At 62.7% G+C, this 17,900-nt stretch carries 17 protein-coding genes; 11 read left to right on the top strand and 6 right to left on the bottom strand.

What is annotated here, in order from left to right; genetic code table 11:
* Positions 1–3: 3 nt before the first annotated feature.
* The gene (locus FHE74_RS04220; protein WP_139465256.1) at positions 4–507 is read left to right on the top strand and encodes a DUF6912 family protein; all 504 of its coding nucleotides are present in this window, start codon (positions 4–6) and stop codon (positions 505–507) included.
* Here the strand turns inward: FHE74_RS04220 and rsgA are convergent, their stop codons facing one another.
* Both rsgA and aroA read right to left on the bottom strand, forming a co-directional pair.
* Positions 508–1,527 (bottom strand): ribosome small subunit-dependent GTPase A, encoded by a 1,020-nt coding sequence (gene rsgA, locus FHE74_RS04215; protein ID WP_139465255.1) that lies wholly within the window; start codon positions 1,525–1,527, stop codon positions 508–510.
* Positions 1,520–2,779, bottom strand: coding sequence for a 3-phosphoshikimate 1-carboxyvinyltransferase (gene aroA, locus FHE74_RS04210; RefSeq protein ID WP_139465254.1), 1,260 nt, complete (start codon positions 2,777–2,779; stop codon positions 1,520–1,522). Before aroA ends, rsgA begins: the two co-directional genes overlap by 8 nt.
* Positions 2,780–2,799: 20 nt before the next feature.
* Between aroA and FHE74_RS04205 the strand changes: the two genes are divergently transcribed.
* From FHE74_RS04205 to FHE74_RS04195, 3 genes are read left to right on the top strand one after another with little or no spacing between them, the layout of a single operon-like run.
* Positions 2,800–3,474, top strand: coding sequence for an SOS response-associated peptidase (locus FHE74_RS04205; protein WP_139465253.1), 675 nt, complete (start codon positions 2,800–2,802; stop codon positions 3,472–3,474).
* A gap of 6 nt (positions 3,475–3,480) precedes the next feature.
* Positions 3,481–4,101, top strand: a complete 621-nt coding sequence (locus tag FHE74_RS04200; protein WP_139465252.1) for a sigma-70 family RNA polymerase sigma factor — start codon at positions 3,481–3,483, stop codon at positions 4,099–4,101.
* Entirely contained in the window at positions 4,102–4,359 is a 258-nt protein-coding gene (locus FHE74_RS04195; protein ID WP_139465251.1) for an anti-sigma factor, read from the top strand. It begins immediately after the preceding gene.
* A 96-nt stretch (positions 4,360–4,455) separates the two neighbouring features.
* Here FHE74_RS04195 and FHE74_RS10850 read toward each other — a convergent pair whose 3' ends face one another.
* Together FHE74_RS10850 and FHE74_RS04190 are read right to left on the bottom strand one after the other, a co-directional pair.
* On the bottom strand, positions 4,456–4,530 hold the full coding sequence (locus FHE74_RS10850; RefSeq protein WP_100227335.1) for a 50S ribosomal protein bL37: 75 nt from the start codon (positions 4,528–4,530) through the stop codon (positions 4,456–4,458).
* 94 nt (positions 4,531–4,624) lie between these two features.
* Entirely contained in the window at positions 4,625–4,879 is a 255-nt protein-coding gene (locus tag FHE74_RS04190) for a WhiB family transcriptional regulator (RefSeq protein WP_139465250.1), read from the bottom strand.
* Positions 4,880–5,439: 560 nt separating this feature from the next.
* Here FHE74_RS04190 and FHE74_RS04185 point away from each other — a divergent pair.
* Positions 5,440–5,865: a hypothetical protein gene (locus FHE74_RS04185; protein WP_139465249.1), complete on the top strand. Its 426-nt coding sequence runs from the start codon at positions 5,440–5,442 to the stop codon at positions 5,863–5,865.
* Here FHE74_RS04185 and FHE74_RS04180 read toward each other — a convergent pair.
* The gene (locus FHE74_RS04180; RefSeq protein WP_139465248.1) at positions 5,862–7,076 is read right to left on the bottom strand and encodes an Rv3212 family protein; all 1,215 of its coding nucleotides are present in this window, start codon (positions 7,074–7,076) and stop codon (positions 5,862–5,864) included. The two genes, FHE74_RS04185 and FHE74_RS04180, sit on opposite strands and share 4 nt — an antisense overlap.
* On the bottom strand, positions 7,073–8,359 hold the full coding sequence (locus tag FHE74_RS04175; RefSeq protein ID WP_246049183.1) for a DEAD/DEAH box helicase: 1,287 nt from the start codon (positions 8,357–8,359) through the stop codon (positions 7,073–7,075). Before FHE74_RS04175 ends, FHE74_RS04180 begins: the two co-directional genes overlap by 4 nt.
* Before the next feature lie 95 nt (positions 8,360–8,454).
* Between FHE74_RS04175 and FHE74_RS04170 the strand changes: the two genes are divergently transcribed.
* The 6 genes from FHE74_RS04170 to FHE74_RS04145 all read left to right on the top strand — a co-directional run bounded on the left by FHE74_RS04170 (position 8,455) and on the right by FHE74_RS04145 (position 17,899).
* A complete protein-coding gene (locus FHE74_RS04170; protein ID WP_139465246.1) occupies positions 8,455–8,682 on the top strand; it encodes a DUF3107 domain-containing protein in 228 nt (75 codons plus the stop codon).
* Positions 8,683–8,785: 103 nt separating this feature from the next.
* Entirely contained in the window at positions 8,786–9,679 is an 894-nt protein-coding gene (locus tag FHE74_RS04165; RefSeq protein ID WP_246049191.1) for a DUF3152 domain-containing protein, read from the top strand.
* The gene (locus FHE74_RS04160; RefSeq protein ID WP_139465244.1) at positions 9,676–10,452 is read left to right on the top strand and encodes a hypothetical protein; all 777 of its coding nucleotides are present in this window, start codon (positions 9,676–9,678) and stop codon (positions 10,450–10,452) included. The genes FHE74_RS04165 and FHE74_RS04160 overlap by 4 nt, the downstream gene beginning before the upstream one ends.
* Positions 10,453–10,455: 3 nt before the next feature.
* Positions 10,456–13,539, top strand: coding sequence for an ATP-dependent DNA helicase (locus FHE74_RS04155; RefSeq protein ID WP_139465243.1), 3,084 nt, complete (start codon positions 10,456–10,458; stop codon positions 13,537–13,539).
* Positions 13,532–16,762 carry an ATP-dependent helicase gene (locus FHE74_RS04150; RefSeq protein WP_139465242.1) on the top strand — a complete coding sequence of 1,077 codons (3,231 nt, stop codon included), beginning with the start codon at positions 13,532–13,534 and terminating at the stop codon, positions 16,760–16,762. The genes FHE74_RS04155 and FHE74_RS04150 overlap by 8 nt, the downstream gene beginning before the upstream one ends.
* Positions 16,763–16,816: 54 nt before the next feature.
* Complete coding sequence (locus FHE74_RS04145) at positions 16,817–17,899, top strand: potassium channel family protein (protein WP_139465241.1); 1,083 nt, start codon at positions 16,817–16,819, stop codon at positions 17,897–17,899.
* The last annotated feature ends 1 nt before the right edge of the window (position 17,900 follow it).

Genomic DNA, 17,900 nt, shown 5'->3' with positions numbered 1-17,900 from the left:
ACCGTGCGCGTCTACGTTCCGGCGACCTTTGACATGCTCGTCTCTCTCAATAACGACGGCGTCCTTCCGGTGCGCCAGGGGTGGGCTTTTGCGGTGACCCCCGCGGTCCGCGAGATGTACACCTCGGGTGACGAGGAGGACTTTGAGGCGATCGTCTTCGACGAGGCCGCTGAGGCTTCCCTGCGCCTGCTCGCTATCGGAGACGAGCATTTCCCGCACCGCCGCGTGGTCGTCTCTGCGGACGTGGATGATTCCGCCGCCACGCCCCAGCCGGACACGCTCGAGGCCGTGGTCAAGCTGGACCCCGCGCAGTTGCGCGTGGAGGACATCGCGGCGGTTCACGTGGACGTCAAGGAGGCGGAGGACGCTACTCGACGCGCTGTCGAGGTGATTGATGCCGCCGACCTGGGTGACCCGGATGCCGAGATCGCGGTGGGTGAGGCGCAAGACCACTACATGGCCTTCTACGACCCCTCTGAGCTGCCCTTCCTCATCGAGCTGATGTAGCTACATTTCCCACTCGTTGTTGGCGCGCAAAACGCCCAGCAAAGAGCGCACTGCGGTGGCTCGGCGAGCGCTGGGGCTGTCTTCGGGCAGTTGATCCAGAGCACACTCCGGATCGGCCGGTGGGCCGAGGTGAGTACAACCACGTGGGCAATCCTCGATGGCTTGGGACAGGTCGTCAAAGACTCCGATGACATCGTCGGCGTCGATGTGTGCCAGGCCAAAGGAGCGGATCCCGGGAGTGTCCACGATCCAGCCGTCGTTGCCGGGCAGGCGCAAGGCAACAGACTGCGTGGAGGTATGCCGGCCCTTGCCCACGCCGGAGACCTCTCCGGTGGCTCGGAATGCGTCCGGTACGAGACGGTTGACCAGGGTTGATTTGCCCACACCGCTGTGCCCGATCAGGGCTGTGACCTTGCCCTGGGTAAGTCCCTGTACCTCGTCGAGGGGATCATCGATACCCGCGATGACCACCTGCACATCCAGATCGGCGAACTCCTCGGCGAATAGCCGGGGATCGGTCAGGTCGGACTTAGTCAGGCAGAGGATGGGGCGAACCCCGCCGGCGAAGGCAGCGATGAGCGCGCGCTCGACAAATCCCGAACGCGGGGGAGGATCCGCAACCGCGGAGACGATCAGTAGCTGGTCCGCATTGGCCACCACGATGCGCTCGTAGGCATCGTTGTCATCAGCGGTGCGGCGCAGCACCGAGGTCCTCTCCGCCAGCTTTACGATGCGCGCCAGAGTGTCCTTCTTGCCCGAGGTATCACCCACCACACCGACGCGGTCGCCCACCTCGATGGCGGTTCGCCCGAGCTCGCGGGCGCGCATGCACACCACGGTGTCCTCGCGGCCGTCGAGAACCACTCCCCAGCGGCCACGATCCTTGGTCACCACCATGCCGAATTCAGCGTTGGCGTGCCGTGGGCGGTCCTTGGTGCGGGGGCGGGAGCCCTTACCCGGACGCACCCGAACATCGGACTCATCCCAGTACCCGCGGGCGGAGCGTGCCGACCTAGCCATGGAGCATCTCCGCCCACATCGCAGCGAAATCGGGCAGTGTCTTGGAGGTGGTGGCGATGTCGTCGACCTCGATGCCTGGCACGCGCAGCCCCACGATCGCACCTGCGGTGGCCATGCGGTGATCCGCGTAGGCGTGCCACAGTCCGGCGCGCAGCGGCTGTGGGGTGATCTCCAAACCATCCGCCAGCTCGACGCAGTGGCCTCCCAGGTTGTTGATCTCGGTGGCCAGGGCAGACAAGCGATCCGTCTCGTGCCCACGCAGGTGCGCGATTCCGGTCAGGCGCGAGGGGCTATCAGCCAGCGCAGCCACAGCGGCGACCGTGGGGGTGAGCTCTCCGATGTCACCCATGTCGATGTCGATGCCGGTGAGCGATCCGTTTGCGGGGCCGGAGACCACCAGGCCGTCGTCCTCTAGGCTCACCTGGCAGCCCATCCGCTCCAGGATTGCTCGAATGTCATCACCCGGCTGCGTGGTGTGCGTGGGCCAGTGCTTGACCTTCACTGTTCCGCCGGTGACGGCGGCGGCAGCGAGGAAGGGGGTGGCGTTGGACAAGTCAGGCTCGATGATCCAATCGCGGGCCTGGACGGGACCGGGGGAGACCTTCCATTCCTTGTCACCAGCAACGACTTCCACGCCAGCCTGGCGCAGCACATCCACCGTCATGGCGATGTGTGGGGCGCTCGGAAGCGTCTCACCGGTGTGGCGCACATGGAGCCCGTCGGGGAACAGACTAGCGCTGAGCAAGAGCCCCGAAACAAACTGCGAGGACCCGGAGGCATCCACGTCGACCGTTCCGCCGCGGGCTGTGCCGGGGTGCACGCTGAAGGGGAGGCTGTCACCTTCAATGGTGACACCGGCTTGGCGCAGCGCGTCGAGAAGCGCGGACATTGGTCGAACGCGCGCCTGCTCGTCACCGTCGAAAAGCACGGGAGCGGTGGCGTGTGCGGCAAGCGGAGGCAGAAACCGCATGACGGTGCCGGCTAACCCGCAGTCGATTGCACCGCTGGAGAAGCGCTGACGGCCGTCGACCGTGACGGTGGAGCCCTCGATGCTTACCGGAACACCCAGGGTGCGCAGGCCGTGGGCCATGAGCTCGGTGTCGCGTGACGTGAGCGCCCCGGTGATGGTGGACGTGCCGGAGGCGATGGCGGCGAGGATAAACGCGCGGTTGGTCAGCGACTTGGATCCGGGAACCACCACGTCAGCGTGAATGGGGCCGGGTGCGAGCGGGGCAGACCAGGATTGCGACATGCAGTACATAATAGAGGCTTATGTGCGGACGATTTGTCATGTTCACCGTGGGCGAGGCGCTTTTGGAGCGCATCGGCCAATTGCCCGGCGTCACGCAGGTGCACGCCCCGGACAACACCCCCAGCGAGCGCTACAACATTGCTCCGACCACGCCAGTGGGATTGGTGCGTCTCGACGGCGAACAGGCCCTGCTCAATCCGGCGCGCTGGGCCCTGTTGCCACGCTGGAAGAAAGACGACAAGGGTCCGCCCCTGTTCAACGCGCGGGCCGAGACTGTGCAGGAGAAGCCGAGCTTTCGCCAGGCCTTTGCTGATTCCCGTGGGGTGATTCCTCTCGACGGCTACTACGAGTGGCACGTGAATGAAGAAGGCTACAAGCAGCCCTACTACGTGCATCTTCCCGAGGGGGAGATGTTGTTTGCTGCCGCGCTGTGGTCGACGGGACTCGACATGCTCTCGTGCACCATGATCACCACCCAGGCCGCTGAACCCATGGATTGGTTGCACCATCGTCTGCCTAGGTTCCTGCTGCCGGAGGAGATTCGCCAGTGGTGTGAGGGCACCCCGGAAGAGGCGGCCCAGCTGTTGACTCCGGCGCCCGCGCAGCTCAGGGAGCGACTGCAGTGGCAACCCGCGGCGAAAGAGGTGGGCAATGTACGCAACGATCACCCCGGCCTGCTCGGAGAGGTAGAGTAAATGCCCATGACCGGCGCAGCGACGATGACCGAACGCGAGCGCGCGCAGCGCTTCGAGGAGGAAGCCCTGCCCTTGCTGGATACCCTCTATGGCGGTGCCCTGCGCATGACGCGCAATCCGCAGGACGCAGAGGACCTGGTGCAGGAGACCTACCTCAAGGCCTACAAGGCCTTCGACTCCTTTAAGCCGGGGACGAACCTGAAGGCGTGGCTGTACCGCATCATGACCAACAGCTACATCAACACCTACCGCAAGAAGCAGCGACAGCCCGCGCAGACTCCGACCGAGGAAATCTCGGACTATCAGCTCTACACCACCAGTTCGCACGACTCGACTGGCCTGAAGTCCGCTGAGGTTGAGGCGCTGAATAACCTGCCCGATGAGCAGGTCGTGGAGGCGATGAACCAGCTCAGCGACGATTACCGCATGGTGGTTTACTACGCCGACATCGAGGGGCTGGCATACAAAGAAGTCGCCGAAATTATGGACACTCCCTTGGGGACCGTGATGTCGCGGTTGCACCGCGGAAGAAAACAGTTGCGGGAGTTGTTGAAGGACGTAGCCCACGAACAAGGAATTGGTCTCGGCCACCCGGATATGGCCGGCGCAACGGAGAAGGAGTCGTAAATGGATACCGATCCGTGTCAGTGTTCCCCAGCTGAGGTGCAGCAGCTGCTGTGCGAGTTGCTCGACCCCGGGGTGAGCGCCCAGCGCGCCGAGGCCATTCGCAAGCGTTTGGCGCAGTGCCCAGAATGCGTTGAGCGCTTCACCACGGAGCGCCAATTGCGCACACTCATGCAGCGCTGCTGCTCAGCGCAGGCGACCGCGCCGGTGTATTTGCGTGAGCGAATCACCACGCAGATCCGCATCGTGCGGAGGGGCTAAAGGATTTTCCGGGCATGACAAAGCCCCTGCCAGCCTCGTTCTTTCCGGTGAGGAAAGGGTGAGGGGCAGGGGCTTTAGCTGTGTGCGCTCGGTGCGTTAAGCGTTGGGACGCTTGCCGCGGTTGGCGCTCTTCTTACGACGATCCTTACGCTTACGGCCACGCTTGCTCATGAGCGTTCTCCTTTTAGATGGGGTTACTTCACGGGTATGTAGTGAGCAACTTTAGTCGCCTGGTGCCGCGAAGCCCCAAACGGGGTCTGCGGTATTAGGCGCTGACGCGGGCGCGGTTGCGACGGTTGGCGCGCTTGAGAGCGCGTCGCTCCTCCTCGCTGAGGCCGCCCCAGACGCCGGCGTCCTGGCCGGTCTCGAGAGCCCACTTGAGGCAGTGGGAGGTGACGGGGCAGCGGTTGCAGACCAGCTTGGCCTGGGCGATCTGGGTCAGGGCCGGACCGGAGTTTCCGACCGGGAAGAACAGCTCGGGGTCTTCGTCGCGGCAAATTGCTTCGTGGCGCCAATCCATGATGGTGTCTCCTAAAAATTGAATGCGTGAATGTGGCTGTAATAGCCGGGGTCGTACGGAAGAAGTAGGGCGCACCACATCGAACCCGCCCTGGCGAGGTGGGACAGCATGCGTGTGCGCGAGTCTCGTGTGGGCGGGGCAGGGATTCTGCCGGCGCGCTTGGGCTGGTGGAAAAAGGGAGTGCACCTTCCCCTGCCAGCGTTCACGAGGCGTTAACTTTCCGATTTACGGAAGTTAATGACCGGTTTGTTTTCCGGTCGTTTTTGCTACCCAGGAATAATGACACGTTCAGCTAGCCGGCGCTAGGGTTAACCCCTAATTTGTGGCGAAGGTCACTAATTTCTATGCGAGTTTCGGTGGTCATGCTGAGGTGGTGAACCGTGTTGTCTATTCGTCAGCAATGCTCTGACCAGCATAAATGATAAATCTTGCGCTAACCATGCTTTGCTAGCTGCGGTCAAATCCCTACACCCTCTCCAGGGGTAGAGCCCGCTGAGGAATCCAACTTTTGGACGTCAGTCTTAAGGGGAAACCCTTAGCTGGCGCTAAACTCAGCCGCTGTGAACTCGCTATTTCAACGCCTTCCTGCCCCTTTGATCGTTGGTTGCCTCGTGGCCGGGTTGCAGGCGCTCATCGCCTTCGGATTCGCGTTGGCGTTGATCGTCTCTGACATTCGCAGCAATGGCACATCCTCGGCCGTATCCGATGCTTCGGCGGTCAACTGGATTGGCACCGGAACTGCGGTATTCATTTTCATCGTCTTCGGCGTCGTATTCGCCGGTGCGCTCAGCCTGCTGGCTGGACGTGGCTGGGGGCGAACCCCCCTGGTGATGATCTCGCTTCTGCTTCTTCCCATCAGCTTTTACATGGCCAGCGAGTCTCTTCCAGCAGCCGGCATCGCTCTTGGGCTTAGCGCGGTGGTCTGCCTGGTGTGCGTCCTGCACCCGCGCTCCACGGAGCACGTGGCCTCCCTCTACCGGATCTAGTCGGCGCGCAGGCCCACGAGGGTGTCGTCGCGCTTTTCGACGATTGTGGAGCCGGCGATATTCAGGTGCACCGGGGCGTCGACACGCGCCCTGTCCACGGGGATGACCCTCTCGATTGTGGAGCCCGACTCCGCGAGCACCCCGATGCCACCCTCAACCGGGACGAGGGTGCGGCCGGCCACGCTGATGCCCAGGCCAAGGGCGTCGTCGATGATGGCGCTCACACTTAAGTCGTCCGGATCAAACAGGTACAGGCGCTCGCCGTCGAACCAACTCATGTGATGAGGCAGGTCGGCGGTAGGGGGAACAAGTCCGAGGCCGTTGCCTGCTGCCGGCACTGAGCGCTGCGTGAGCTCTGCGCCGTCCTCTGCATAGCTGCGAATAGTTGAATCGCTATAGATTGCGGCGGCATGTTGTCCGATGGCGACGAGCCGAGCGGCGGGGTCGTCAAGCGGGACCTCGCTGATTACTTCCGGCTTGCGGGAGTCCTCGGGGGTAGCTTCCAGAAACCGCAGGGTCGCACCGGGAGAACCAGGGCAGGTTTCTGTAATTGCCAACAGCTCCGTGCGCGTGAGCGTAGACGTGATGGTGCACTCGGGATGGGGCTGGGCCCCCGGCTCCTGAGGGGCCTCTACCTTGCCGTATTCAACGGTGCGCACCAGGTCCGAGCGCCAAAGCTCCACCCTGTCAGAGCCCGCCAACCCCACACGGTCATTGGAGCTAAGTACCGCGGGGGAGTCCGTGGCCAAGGCGCTTCGGGTTGCGGCATAAGTGCCCTTTCGCGCATCCACCGCAACCACGTCACCGCAACCAAAGCCCTCATCAAAGGCCAAGACAACCGAGTCCCAGGCCTCTGCCAGGGCGCACGCGGGGTGATCGCGGTGATAGCTCCACAGGGGCTGGCCGTGGGCATCGAGGCCTTGGGCGGTGGAACCCTCGTAGGCGAGGACAGTGCCTGCGGAAACAATTGGGCGCGGGGTAGCGGCCGGGTACTGCGCTGGGGCTTGGAAGACCTCGGTCAGGGTTTGCGGAACCTCGCGCGGCGGGGGAGGAGTGTCCTGCCGTTGGGTGGGATCGGCCGGTTCCAGGTGTGCGTCGCGTGCCGGAGCTAACCACCAGGCGCCTGCGACGAGGAGCAAACACACCAGTGCTATGAGGGCGGAGACGACGTAGTCGCGACGCCGGGCGCCTAAGGGAAGGCTGGGCCTCATCGGCGGCGCCCGCTAGGAGCCACGCGGCCGAGTGGGCTACGGGGCGGTCCCACAGAATCAGCTGCATCCGCGGGGATGTCCAGGGCAGCGTAAAGCTCGGGCGAGGTAGAGAACCACTCCGGCGGCGTGGGATTGCCCAACTCCAACTCATCGTTAATGAGCTGCCACTTGGCCACCTCGTCGTAGCCCACCAAGGTTACGGCCACTCCCGAGTTACCGGCACGGCCCGTACGCCCGATGCGGTGGACGTACGTCTTGGGGTCGTCCGGGGTTTGATAGTTGACCACGTGGGTCACCTGGTCGACGTCGATTCCGCGGGCGGCCACGTCCGTGGCCACCAGGATGTCGATGTCGCCTTTCTTAAAGGCCGCCAGTGACTTCTCTCGTGCACCCTGGCCGAGGTCGCCGTGCACGGCTCCGACCGAGAAGCCGCTGTGTGCCAGATGCTCCGCCACCTCCGCGGCGGTGCGCTTGGTGCGTGCGAAGATGATGGTGCGACCCCGTCCCTCAGCCTGCAGGATTCGCGTGAGTACGGCCGCCTTGTCCATCCGGTGAGCCTTGAATACCACCTGCGTGGTGCTGGCGTGCGTGGCCGAATCCGTTGGATCCTCGGCGCGAATGTGAATGGGTTTGGTCATGAACGTGCGGGCGAGGGTGAGAATCGGCCCGGGCATCGTGGCAGAAAAGAGCATGGTCTGGTGCTCGTGAGTAAGGCGCTGGAGAATCTTTTCAATGTCCGGCAGGAAACCGAGGTCGAGCATCTCATCGGCCTCGTCAAGAACTAGGACGCCTACCTTGCTCAGGTTCAGCTCCCCGCGCTGATTGAGGTCTAGCAACCGGCCCGGAGTGCCCACAACCACATCGACTCCGCGGTGAAGCTGCTCGATCTGTTCGTCCATTCCTCGGCCGCCACAGATCACGGCCACGCTGACCGGTGTGCGGGCTGAAGCCAGGGAGAGGTCCGCGGCGACCTGCTGGGCTAGCTCGCGGGTGGGCGCAATGATCAACGCGCGCGGTGTGCCGTCGAGCTCGGGGAGGTCGGCGTCGTCGAAAACGCGGTCGAGCACAGGAACGCCGAAGCCGAAGGTCTTGCCCATGCCCGTGCGCGCTTGTCCAATAAGGTCCTTGCCCGCCAAGGCGATGGGCAGGGTGAACTCCTGGATGGCAAAGGTATGGGTAATCCCCTGAGCGTCCAGCGCGGCGCAGATCTCCTCCGCTACCCCGAGCTGACGAAACGTGGGAGAGGGACCGGTGTTCGCCGTGCGCGAAAGTGAAGCAGACACGCGTCTTATCCTACGGGGCGCGTCCTATGATGGGGCAGGCGAACCCAAGAAGCGGCACGTCCGCTTTTTGTCATTAGACACGAATTGGAGCAGACATGGACATCAAAATTGGTTTTTCGGAGAACCCCCGAGAGCTCGTGCTCTCGGCAAAGGATAACCGCGAGGAGCTGCTGCAGCGCCTGTCCGAAGGGCTGAAGTCCGGTGCCGGCTTCATCGAGCTGGTTGATTCGAAGGCGCATACCTACTTTTTGAACGCCGCTGAGGTGGCATACGTAGAGGTCAGCAGCGCTGCCCGTCCGGCCGTGGGTTTCGGCGGGGCCTAAAGGCCCCAATTAGGTAGCCTCATAACCTATGACCGCATCGCGTCCCGTTTCACCGCGTTCCCCACGCCGGCGTCCAGGGGATTATCCCCCGCAGGAGTCAGCCCTGGCGCGGTACAAGCGCGAGCTGGGATGGCGCGCCTATGCGATTCCAGTGCTCGCCGTGATCACGGTGTGGTTGCTGGTGGATATCGTCGCCGGCGGAGACAAAGCGCAGGAGACGGTGCAGGGGGCCTCACCGTTCGAGGTGCAATCCTCCTCCCAAGAGGGGCGGCGGGGCGCGGGGCCTGATCCGGCCGATAGTGCGCCGTCCGACCTCATTCCGAGTCACCTGCCGCCGGGAGGCCCATTCGCGCAGACTGGTGCGGGTACGTTCCGCGTAATCGGTAGCCCGCAAGAGCCGGTAGGTAAGGGCACGGAAAAGACCCTGACCTACATCATTGAGGTCGAGGACGGCGTGAACACGGCGGTGTACGGCGGTGACGATGCGGTGGCCCAGATGATTGACGCCACCCTGACTGACCCTCGCAGCTGGATCGCAGATCCGCGCTTTAGGGTTCACCATGTTTCCCCTGGCGATAATCCGGAGATGCGCATTCGCCTGGCCAGCGTGGATACGACCCAGAAGACGTGTGGTGCCGAGGACTTTGCAATTGAGACCAGCTGCCGTACCTCGCTCGGCGGCAACACGGTGATGATCAATGACTCGCGCTGGGCTCGTGGCGCGGTGCCATTCGAAGGCGATCTCGGTTCCTACCGCCAGTACGTGATTAACCACGAGGTCGGTCACGGTTTGGGCTACGCCTCCCACGTGCCGTGTGGTGGAGACGGCGAGCTAGCTCCGGTCATGATGCAGCAGACCATTGGTCTGAATAACTCGGAGTTGCACAAACTCGCCCCGGAGGAGGTCTATCCGGACGACAATGCGACCTGCCGCTACAACCCGTGGCCATATCCGACCGGAGTGGTCACCCCAGAGAATGCTCAGGAACTCAAATGACGATCCCCGCTCACGTGCTTACCGCGTTTACCTCCTCGTCGACCGTAGATCTTGGAGACGGGGAACCCGTTCAGCTCGGCCCGGAGTGGGGATATGGGCAGGCTCTCGGATCGGTGGTGTTTACCCCGGCTAGCGACACGGCCCACTTCTCGGCTCGGGTCCGCGACAAGCTCTCGATCTCCGGAGTACGGGTATCACGGCCGCTGCGCTCAACTGATGGGCGATTTGTGGTGGGTGGTTACGCCGCGTCCACACTTATCGACGGTCACCTCGCCGAGCGGGCAGATGAAGCCGTGGCGGCCAGCCTGCGCATTGCGGACAGTCTGAATCCCATCGCCCCTCCGGGCGGAAGTGCCCGTGGTGACGCATTTGCGCAAGCCGAGCGACAGGCCTTCGCAGAGGCTGAGGAGCGTTTTGGGTCCATCGACGCTCCACTGCAGGTGGGGCATGCTGACGTTGCTGGAACATTGCTTTTCGACGGCCCCCACGCGCCCGGGTTAACTGACGTCGTCCCGTTTGCGGAGGTTCGTCCCCATGCAGCAACCGCGGCGTGGTGCATCGCGGATCATCTGATCTACGGAGTGAGGGACGAGGTGGATCTGAGTCTGCTCGATCGTTTTGCGCACATTCCGGACGTCGAACATCTGGTGTGGGCCGGGGTGCGTTACCGCGAGCTGGTCGCGGAGGGTTTCCCCGACGTGAATTCGCTCACCTGTTCGAACATTTCCCGGGTTAAGGAAGCTCTGATGTCCAGGAGTTCTGACACAATCTAGGGCATGACGCTCCTTCCTCAGCCCACCCCGCCGCCCAACCCCCGTGTGCGATTAGTTAACCGCTCTTTAGATGATCGGCCGCACGATTTTGACCTCGATATACCCGCGGCGGGACGGTGGAGAATCACCGGTGATGCGGGCTCTGGAGTGAGCTCCTTTCTAGTGGAAGCAGCGGTAGAACGAATCGCTGGTGGTGCGGATCCCAACGGGTTGATTTTTATTACCCCGTCGAAGGAAAGCGGGTCCCGGGTTCGCCGACAGTTGCACGAGCGGTTGCTCGCCCGTGGCCGCTATGTCTCTAGCGCCCCGCTGGTGCGCAGCGTGCATTCGCTTGCCTTCGCCTTGGTGCGCCAGGCGCAGGAGACAGACATTCGTCTGATCTCCGGAGCTGAGCAAGACGGGGTAATCCGCACGCTCCTGGCGGGTCATGCGGAGGACGGCCGAGGCTTGTGGCCGGACAATGTGCGAGAGGCGCTTACGTATGTGGGCTTCGCTCGCCAGCTGCGCGATCTCTTGCTGCGTGCGGTGGAGCGCGGACTCGGACCACAGGACCTCATGGATCTCGGGCGCCAGCACGGGAATCAACTGTGGGTTGCTGCCGGAGACTTCCTGGGGGAATACGAGCAGGCCATGGCGCTGACCGGTACCCACAACTACTCGGCGAGCGAGCTGACTACTCTCGCGCTGGAGACTGAGATCGAGCGCGCGTGGCATACGGTTCTTGTGGATGATGCCCACCACCTGGATCCGCAGGCCGGTCAACTCATCAATCGAATTCTGCCCGGGGAGTCATCCGGGCTCACCATCATCGGGGGCGACCGCAGCCAGTCCGTGTTCCACTTCCGCGGTGCCACCACAGCATTCTTCGATGAGTTCGAGGCAGACCCAGGCTGCGATGTATCTCTCGGCGCATCGAAACGCTGCCCAGAGCGAGAGATCCTCGTGGCCGACAGCGCCACGGCCGAGGGTGCAGCGGTGGCTGACCGCATTCGCCGGCACCATCTGGAAGGAGGGATCGATTACTCCGACATGGCGGTGATTGTTCGGTCGACCTCCCAATTGGCCGCAATGCGTCGAGCGCTGCTGAGCGCTGGCGTGCCCGTTGCCTCGGACCCCACGGACATTGTCCTGGCAGAACACCATCTTGTTTCCTCCCTCCTCCTGGGGCTACGGGCGCTGGAGCACACGCTGAGCCCGAGAGAGTGGGAAACCCTCATCGTGGGCCCTATTGGCGGAGCCGATCCCGTGACGCTGCGTCGCCTCATTCGCGGCCTGCGAAGGCTTGACCCCAGCATGCGCGGCATGGACACCCTGTTGATGTTGCTGTCGTCCTCGGCTGATCTTCCGGACCTCAGCGAGGTGCTCACGGAGGCCGAACAGAACATCCTGGTAAGGATCCGCCTCGTCCTCGACGCCGGTCGAGCAAGCTTGCGCAGCGGCGGAAGTCTGGAGGAGGTGCTCTGGGAGGTGTGGAACGCCACCTCTCGAGCAGATTCCCTGATGGCCGCCGCGCTGCGTGGTGGGCCGACCGGATCCCAGGCTGATCGGGATCTAGATGCCGTCATGGCGCTTTTCGACTCCGCAGGAGACTTCGTCGAGCGGCACCCCGGCACCGCCAGCATCACGAGTTTTGTGGACCATATCGCGGCCCAGGAACTGCCCACCGGAGTGCGCGATCGCCGTGCGCAACGCCCCCAAGCCGTGAACTTGTTGACTGCGCACGCTGCGGTCGGGCGAGAGTTTTCCGCCGTCGTCGTGGCCGGAGTGTACGAGGGCGTGTGGCCAACTCTGGGAGAGACGGGCTCGCTGTTCGGGCAGGAGAACCTGTTGGATCTTGTCGACCGTGGCATCGATCCTTCCGTGCCCGTGTCTCACGCGGCAGCTCGCTTGCAGGAGGAGCGGCGTCTGCTTCACGTTGCCACTAGCCGTGCCTGTGACTTTGTCACGGTGACCTCGGCCAACAACCTCGAAGCAGCTGAACCGATCGAGCAGTCTCGGCTTATCGACGAGCTTGCGAAAACCTGGAATCTACCGGTGCAACTGGTAACTACCGAGCGAGTTGATGAAGCGACTTACCAGCCCGGCGAAGACAGTTCCGTCTCGCCGGTGCGTTTGCTCTCTGCTTCCTCTCTGGTTGCGCTTTTGCGCCGAACTGTGTGTGATCCAGACGCGCGGGAGGACGAGCGCACGCAGGCCGCCCGCCAGCTTGCTCGACTAGCACAGGCGGGAGTGCCCGGGGCTGACCCAGAGCAGTGGTGGTCGATGACAGAGCCGACGACTGAGGAGCAATTGTTTGCTAACGGTCGTCTATCGCCTTCTCGCATTGAGGCGCTTATGGCCTGCCCCCTTAACGCGGTGGTCGGGCGCATGGTGGAAGACACCGAGAAACCGCTGCACATGATTCGCGGAACGCTCGCACACATTTACTTGGAGGCCCTAGGCCGCGGAGTGGACGAGGAATACGCTCGACTGTGCACCATGGATGCGTACCGATCCGTCCAAAATGATCCCGAATGGCGCCTGAAGGAAGACGCTGGGGCCTTCGAGCGGCTCTTGCAACGGACCGCCGAGTGGGTAGAGAATTCTCGGTCGACATTCACCCTCGTCGAGCCCGAGGTGGACGTCCACGTCGACGTCACCCCTGGCGTAAGCATCGCTGGGCGCATTGACCGGTTGGAGATAGATGACCAGGCGAACTATCACATCATCGATTTGAAAACCGGAAAGACTCCTCCGACCAAGAAGGAAGCCAGCGAGCATGTGCAGCTACGTGCATACCAGTTGGCCTTGAGCCGTGGCGTTTTCGATGGGACTGGAGTCCGTACAGCTGTTCAGGACGACGAACCTATGGAGGTAGGCGGGGCCAACCTGGTCTACCCGGCGAGCGCCAACGTCAAGGTCCCGATTTTGCCGCAGGCTCCGCAGACTGCAGAGGACAATGAGGCTTTTGCCCAATTGCTGCCCGGGTTGGTCGAGTCTATGAAGGGGCCACGGCTTACGGCGGTGACTGGCCCGCAGTGTGACCACTGTCCGATTCATTCCCTATGCCCGATCCAACCGGAAGGACAGGCGATTACCCATGGCTGAAATTTCCCCCACCATCCTGTCTCACATCGTTCATGGTCCAGGTCGCGCACCCACTGAGCAGCAGGCTGCAGTGACGCAGGCTGAACCGGGCCCCATGCTCGTCGTTGCCGGTGCAGGTGCAGGCAAAACGGAAACCATGGCCTCTCGCGTGCTGTGGCTCGTCGCTAATGGGTACGCCACTCCCGACCAGGTGCTGGGGTTGACCTTTACGCGCAAGGCCGCGCAGGAATTAGGCCGGCGCATTCGTGGGCAGTTCCAGGCCTTGGCTGCCAGCCCAAAGATCAAGGATCTTGATCCCTCCGGCAGGCTGGCTGATGATTTGGTCACTTTGCCTCCCACCGTGGCCACCTATGACTCCTACGCAGGCAACTTGATTAGGGAGTACGGCCTTCTCGTTCCGGTTGAGCCCGGCGCTCGGCTAATTACCGAAGGCGAGCTGTACACCATTGCCCACGACGTGGTGATGGATTATCGGGGAACTCTGCGTACCTCGCACTCTTCGCAGACGGTGGTGGCTCACCTCCTCGATCTGGTGACAAACCTGGACAACGACCTCATCACTCTCGATGAGGCGCTGGCACGTAGCCAGGAGCTCATCACCACTATCGAGGACCTTCCCAAGGGACCGAAGCAGAGAGGGGACGGTCTAACCAAAGATCTCCAGGCGTGGATTGCCACCGCCACCCAGCGCATCGACATGTTGGAGCTGGTCAAGCGCTTTAAGGCCGAATTGGTGCGCCGATCCGTGGTCACGCACAACGAGCGCATGTCGGTGGCAGCACGCTTGGTTCGCGACCAACCGGAGGTGGCAGCGTCGCAGCGTCGTCGGTTCCGAGTGGTCATGTTGGACGAATACCAGGACACCTCGCACTCCCAGCGAATTCTGCTTTCTCACTTGTTCGGCACTCCTGATGGCCGGGGTGTCGTGGACGAATCGCTCACGGTGACCGCAGTGGGCGATCCCATGCAAGCTATCTATCGCTGGCGCGGTGCGACGGTGGAAAACCTGGCGCAATTCGGAGAGGACTTCCCCGTGTCGGCTGGGGGAGAAGAAGACATAGTGCCCGCCCCCAAGCGTGAACTCACTACGTCGTGGCGCAACCCCAGCCAGGTGCTCTCGATGGCCAATGGAGTCTCGGAGGATGTGTTTTTCCCAGAGGGACGTACGAGCCAGAACACCCGCCCGGTGGCCGAACTTGAGCCTCGCCCGGGGGCGGGAAATGGCGTAGTCAGCCTGGGAACGTTCGAAACCCGGGAGGAAGAAATTTCCTGGGTGGCTGATGCCATGGCACAGGAATATCACCGAGTGCGCGACTCCGGCGAGGTGTTTACCGGTGCGGTCTTGGTACGCAAGAACAAAGACAGCGCTGCCATTGCCCAAGCCTTTGCCGAGCGAGACATTCCGCACGAAATCGTGGGGTTAGGCGGACTGCTCAACGTTCCAGAGGTCGCCGATCTCGTTGCCCTGGCCACGATGCTGGTGCGCCCGCACGACGATGCCGCGGCTCTGCGAATACTGACCGGACCATTGGTAGGACTCGGTGTGGCAGACGTGCAGGCATTGGCAGATCGGGTGAAGAACTTAAACGGCATCAAGGAGCGTACGGAGCTGCCGCTGGACCCTCAAGAGCGGATGAATAATCAGCTAGCCGAGGCCGTGGATCAGGCCCCCGAATCCGTGGCTGGTTTCACGGATGCGGTAGCTGACCTGGGCGAGCGGGAACGCTACTCGCCAGAGGCAGTTGCCCGCTTGGAGCGACTTGGCCAGTGCCTGCGCTATCTGCGCACGCACAGTCTGAGTAATGACGTGGTGGATATTTTTGCCGAGATCGACAAGGTCTTCGGCGTGCGCACTGAGGTCATGTCGCGGCCTGGGCGAAACACTCACGCGGCTGTGCATATCGACGCCTTCCTTGACCAGGTGGAAAGCTCGAACGTCGATACGCTCCCCGCACTACTGGATTATCTGGCGATTGCGCAGGAGCACGAGAAAGGCCTCGAACAGGGCGAGGTAAAACTCAAGGGCGACCGTGTGCAGATACTCACGGGGCATAAGGCCAAGGGACTGGAGTGGCACGCTGTGGCGGTGCTCCATGCAGACAGTAGGACTTACCGCGCGCAGGGGGAAACTCATCTCACAATGGTGCACAAGGTACCTCCTGCCCAGGATGCAGAGCAGTATGGCGAGCTCGGGGACCGCAAAGAAATGTTGGACCTGGGAAAGCAGATCAAGGACGCTGACCGAGCAGCCGCAGCGGAGGAAAATGCTCGCCTGTTCTATGTGGCCATGACCCGAACCGAGCAGTGGCTCAGTATCACTGCGTCGGAAAAGGAGGCGTACACGCCGTTTGCCAAGCTCATGGATGCATTCCCCGAGTCTGTTGTGTCTCGCTTTGAGCCAGCGGATGACCAACAGAAGACACCTCCCGATCCCGTCACCGGGACCTTCCCAAACTTGCCCGTTGATGAGAACATTCGTGCAGGTGCACGGCTCGTTCGTGAAGCCATGGGCGACCTTCCGGCTCACACCAGCGGCGAGATGTTCGACATCCTCGAGCGAGAAACAACGGCACTCATCCAAGAGCATGAGGCGTCCCAGTCTCCGGTCGTCGACGTCGAGCTGCCGCAGGAGCTAACGGCCACCGACCTGGTTGCCATCAAGCGCGACCCGCTCCAGTTCGCGCGCCGTCAGCGTCGACCCGTCCCCTTTAAGCCCAACCTTTATGCCAAGCGCGGAACGGCCTTCCACCAGTGGCTCGAGGATCGCTTCGGGGCGCAATCGCTTCTCGACGACACCGAGCTGCCTGGAATCGACGAGCCTGCCGTCGATGCCGCTCAGCTAGAAGAGCTGAAGGAGGCCTTCCTAGCTAGCGAGTGGGCTCAGCGCACTCCCACCTACGTGGAGCATCCCTTCGAAGTTTCCATCGGGGAGACCATGGTGCGTGGCCGCATGGACGCGATCTTCCAGGACTCCGATGGAACGTGGACCGTCGTGGACTGGAAGACTGGCCATGTTCCCACGGGCCAGCAGCTGCGCTCCGCCGAGATCCAGCTGGCGGTGTACGCCGAGGCGTGGCGGCGAATCATTGATTCCGATCAACCTGTGCACGCCGCGTTCTATTACGTCGGCAGCGGTACGACGCTGGCTCCACGAAACCTGCCGAGTGGTCAGGACCTTGCCCACCTACTGCAGGAAGCAGCTGGTGAGTTCACTGAGGACTAAGGTAGCCAGGCAGAAAATGTCCGCGTGCCAGAGAGGTTGAGGAAGGCCCCACGCATGAGCAAACCGTTTCGCCCACGCTTCCAAGGAGATGTGGAGCTCAACGAGCTGCCGGATCACGCTCTGCTGAGCGTGATCAACATCCCGGGAGCCGTTGCGGCGAGCCCTTGGGCGCTGATCGGACGGCGGTTTCTTTACGCCTTCGTCCTACTCATCGCCATCACCTTGCTGGCCTACTTTGACCGGGGCGGTTATAGCGAGCCGTTGACGTTTGTTGACGCCCTGTATTACTCAGCGGTGTCGCTCTCGACGACGGGGTATGGCGACATTACCCCTGTGACCCAAGGCGCGCGCCTGGTCAATATCCTTATCGTCACCCCGGCCCGTATCGCCTTCCTTATCCTCCTGGTCGGCACCACCCTGTCGGTGCTGACGGAGAACTCCCGCAAGACTCTGCAGATTCAACGATGGAGAAAACTCGTGCGTAACCACACCGTCGTCATCGGCTTTGGCACCAAGGGCCGCTCTGCCGTCTCCGCCCTCATGGCGGACGGCATGCCCGCCAGCAACATCGTGGTGGTCGATACCGACAAGGCGGCCCTGTCCCGCGCTGAGCGGCTAGGCCTAGTCACGGTGCACGGCTCGGGAACCAAGGCCGACGTGCTTAAGATCGCCGGTGCCCCGCGTGCGCGGAGCGTGGTGGTGGCGCCCAGCTCCGATGACACCGCTGTGCTGGTCACGCTCTCCGTGCGCGAGATCGCCCCGAAGGCCATGATCGTGGCGTCGGTACGCGAGTCCGAGAACCAACACCTGTTGGAGCAATCGGGTGCGGACTCTGTGGTGATCTCTTCCGAAACGGCCGGCCGCCTGCTCGGCCTGGCTACTGTCACCCCCACGGTGGTGGCGATGATGGAGGACCTTCTCAGCCCTGATGAGGGACTCGCGGTTGCCGACCGCCCGGTTGCCGAGGACGAGGTTGGGGCCAACCCTCGACACCTGGCAGACATTGTCTTGGGCATTGTGCGCTCCGGGGAGCTGTACCGCATTGATTCTCCGGAGGCGGAAACCGTCGAGCCGGGTGACCGCCTGCTCTACATTCGCCGTACCGCCGGCGAGCGACCAGAAAAGGTAAGGGACTAGC

The sequence above is a fragment of the Corynebacterium tapiri genome (assembly GCF_006334925.1).
Lineage (GTDB): Bacteria > Actinomycetota > Actinomycetes > Mycobacteriales > Mycobacteriaceae > Corynebacterium > Corynebacterium tapiri.
The sequence above is the reverse complement of the archived record's forward strand: the minus strand, read 5'-3'. Positions and strand labels throughout refer to the sequence as shown.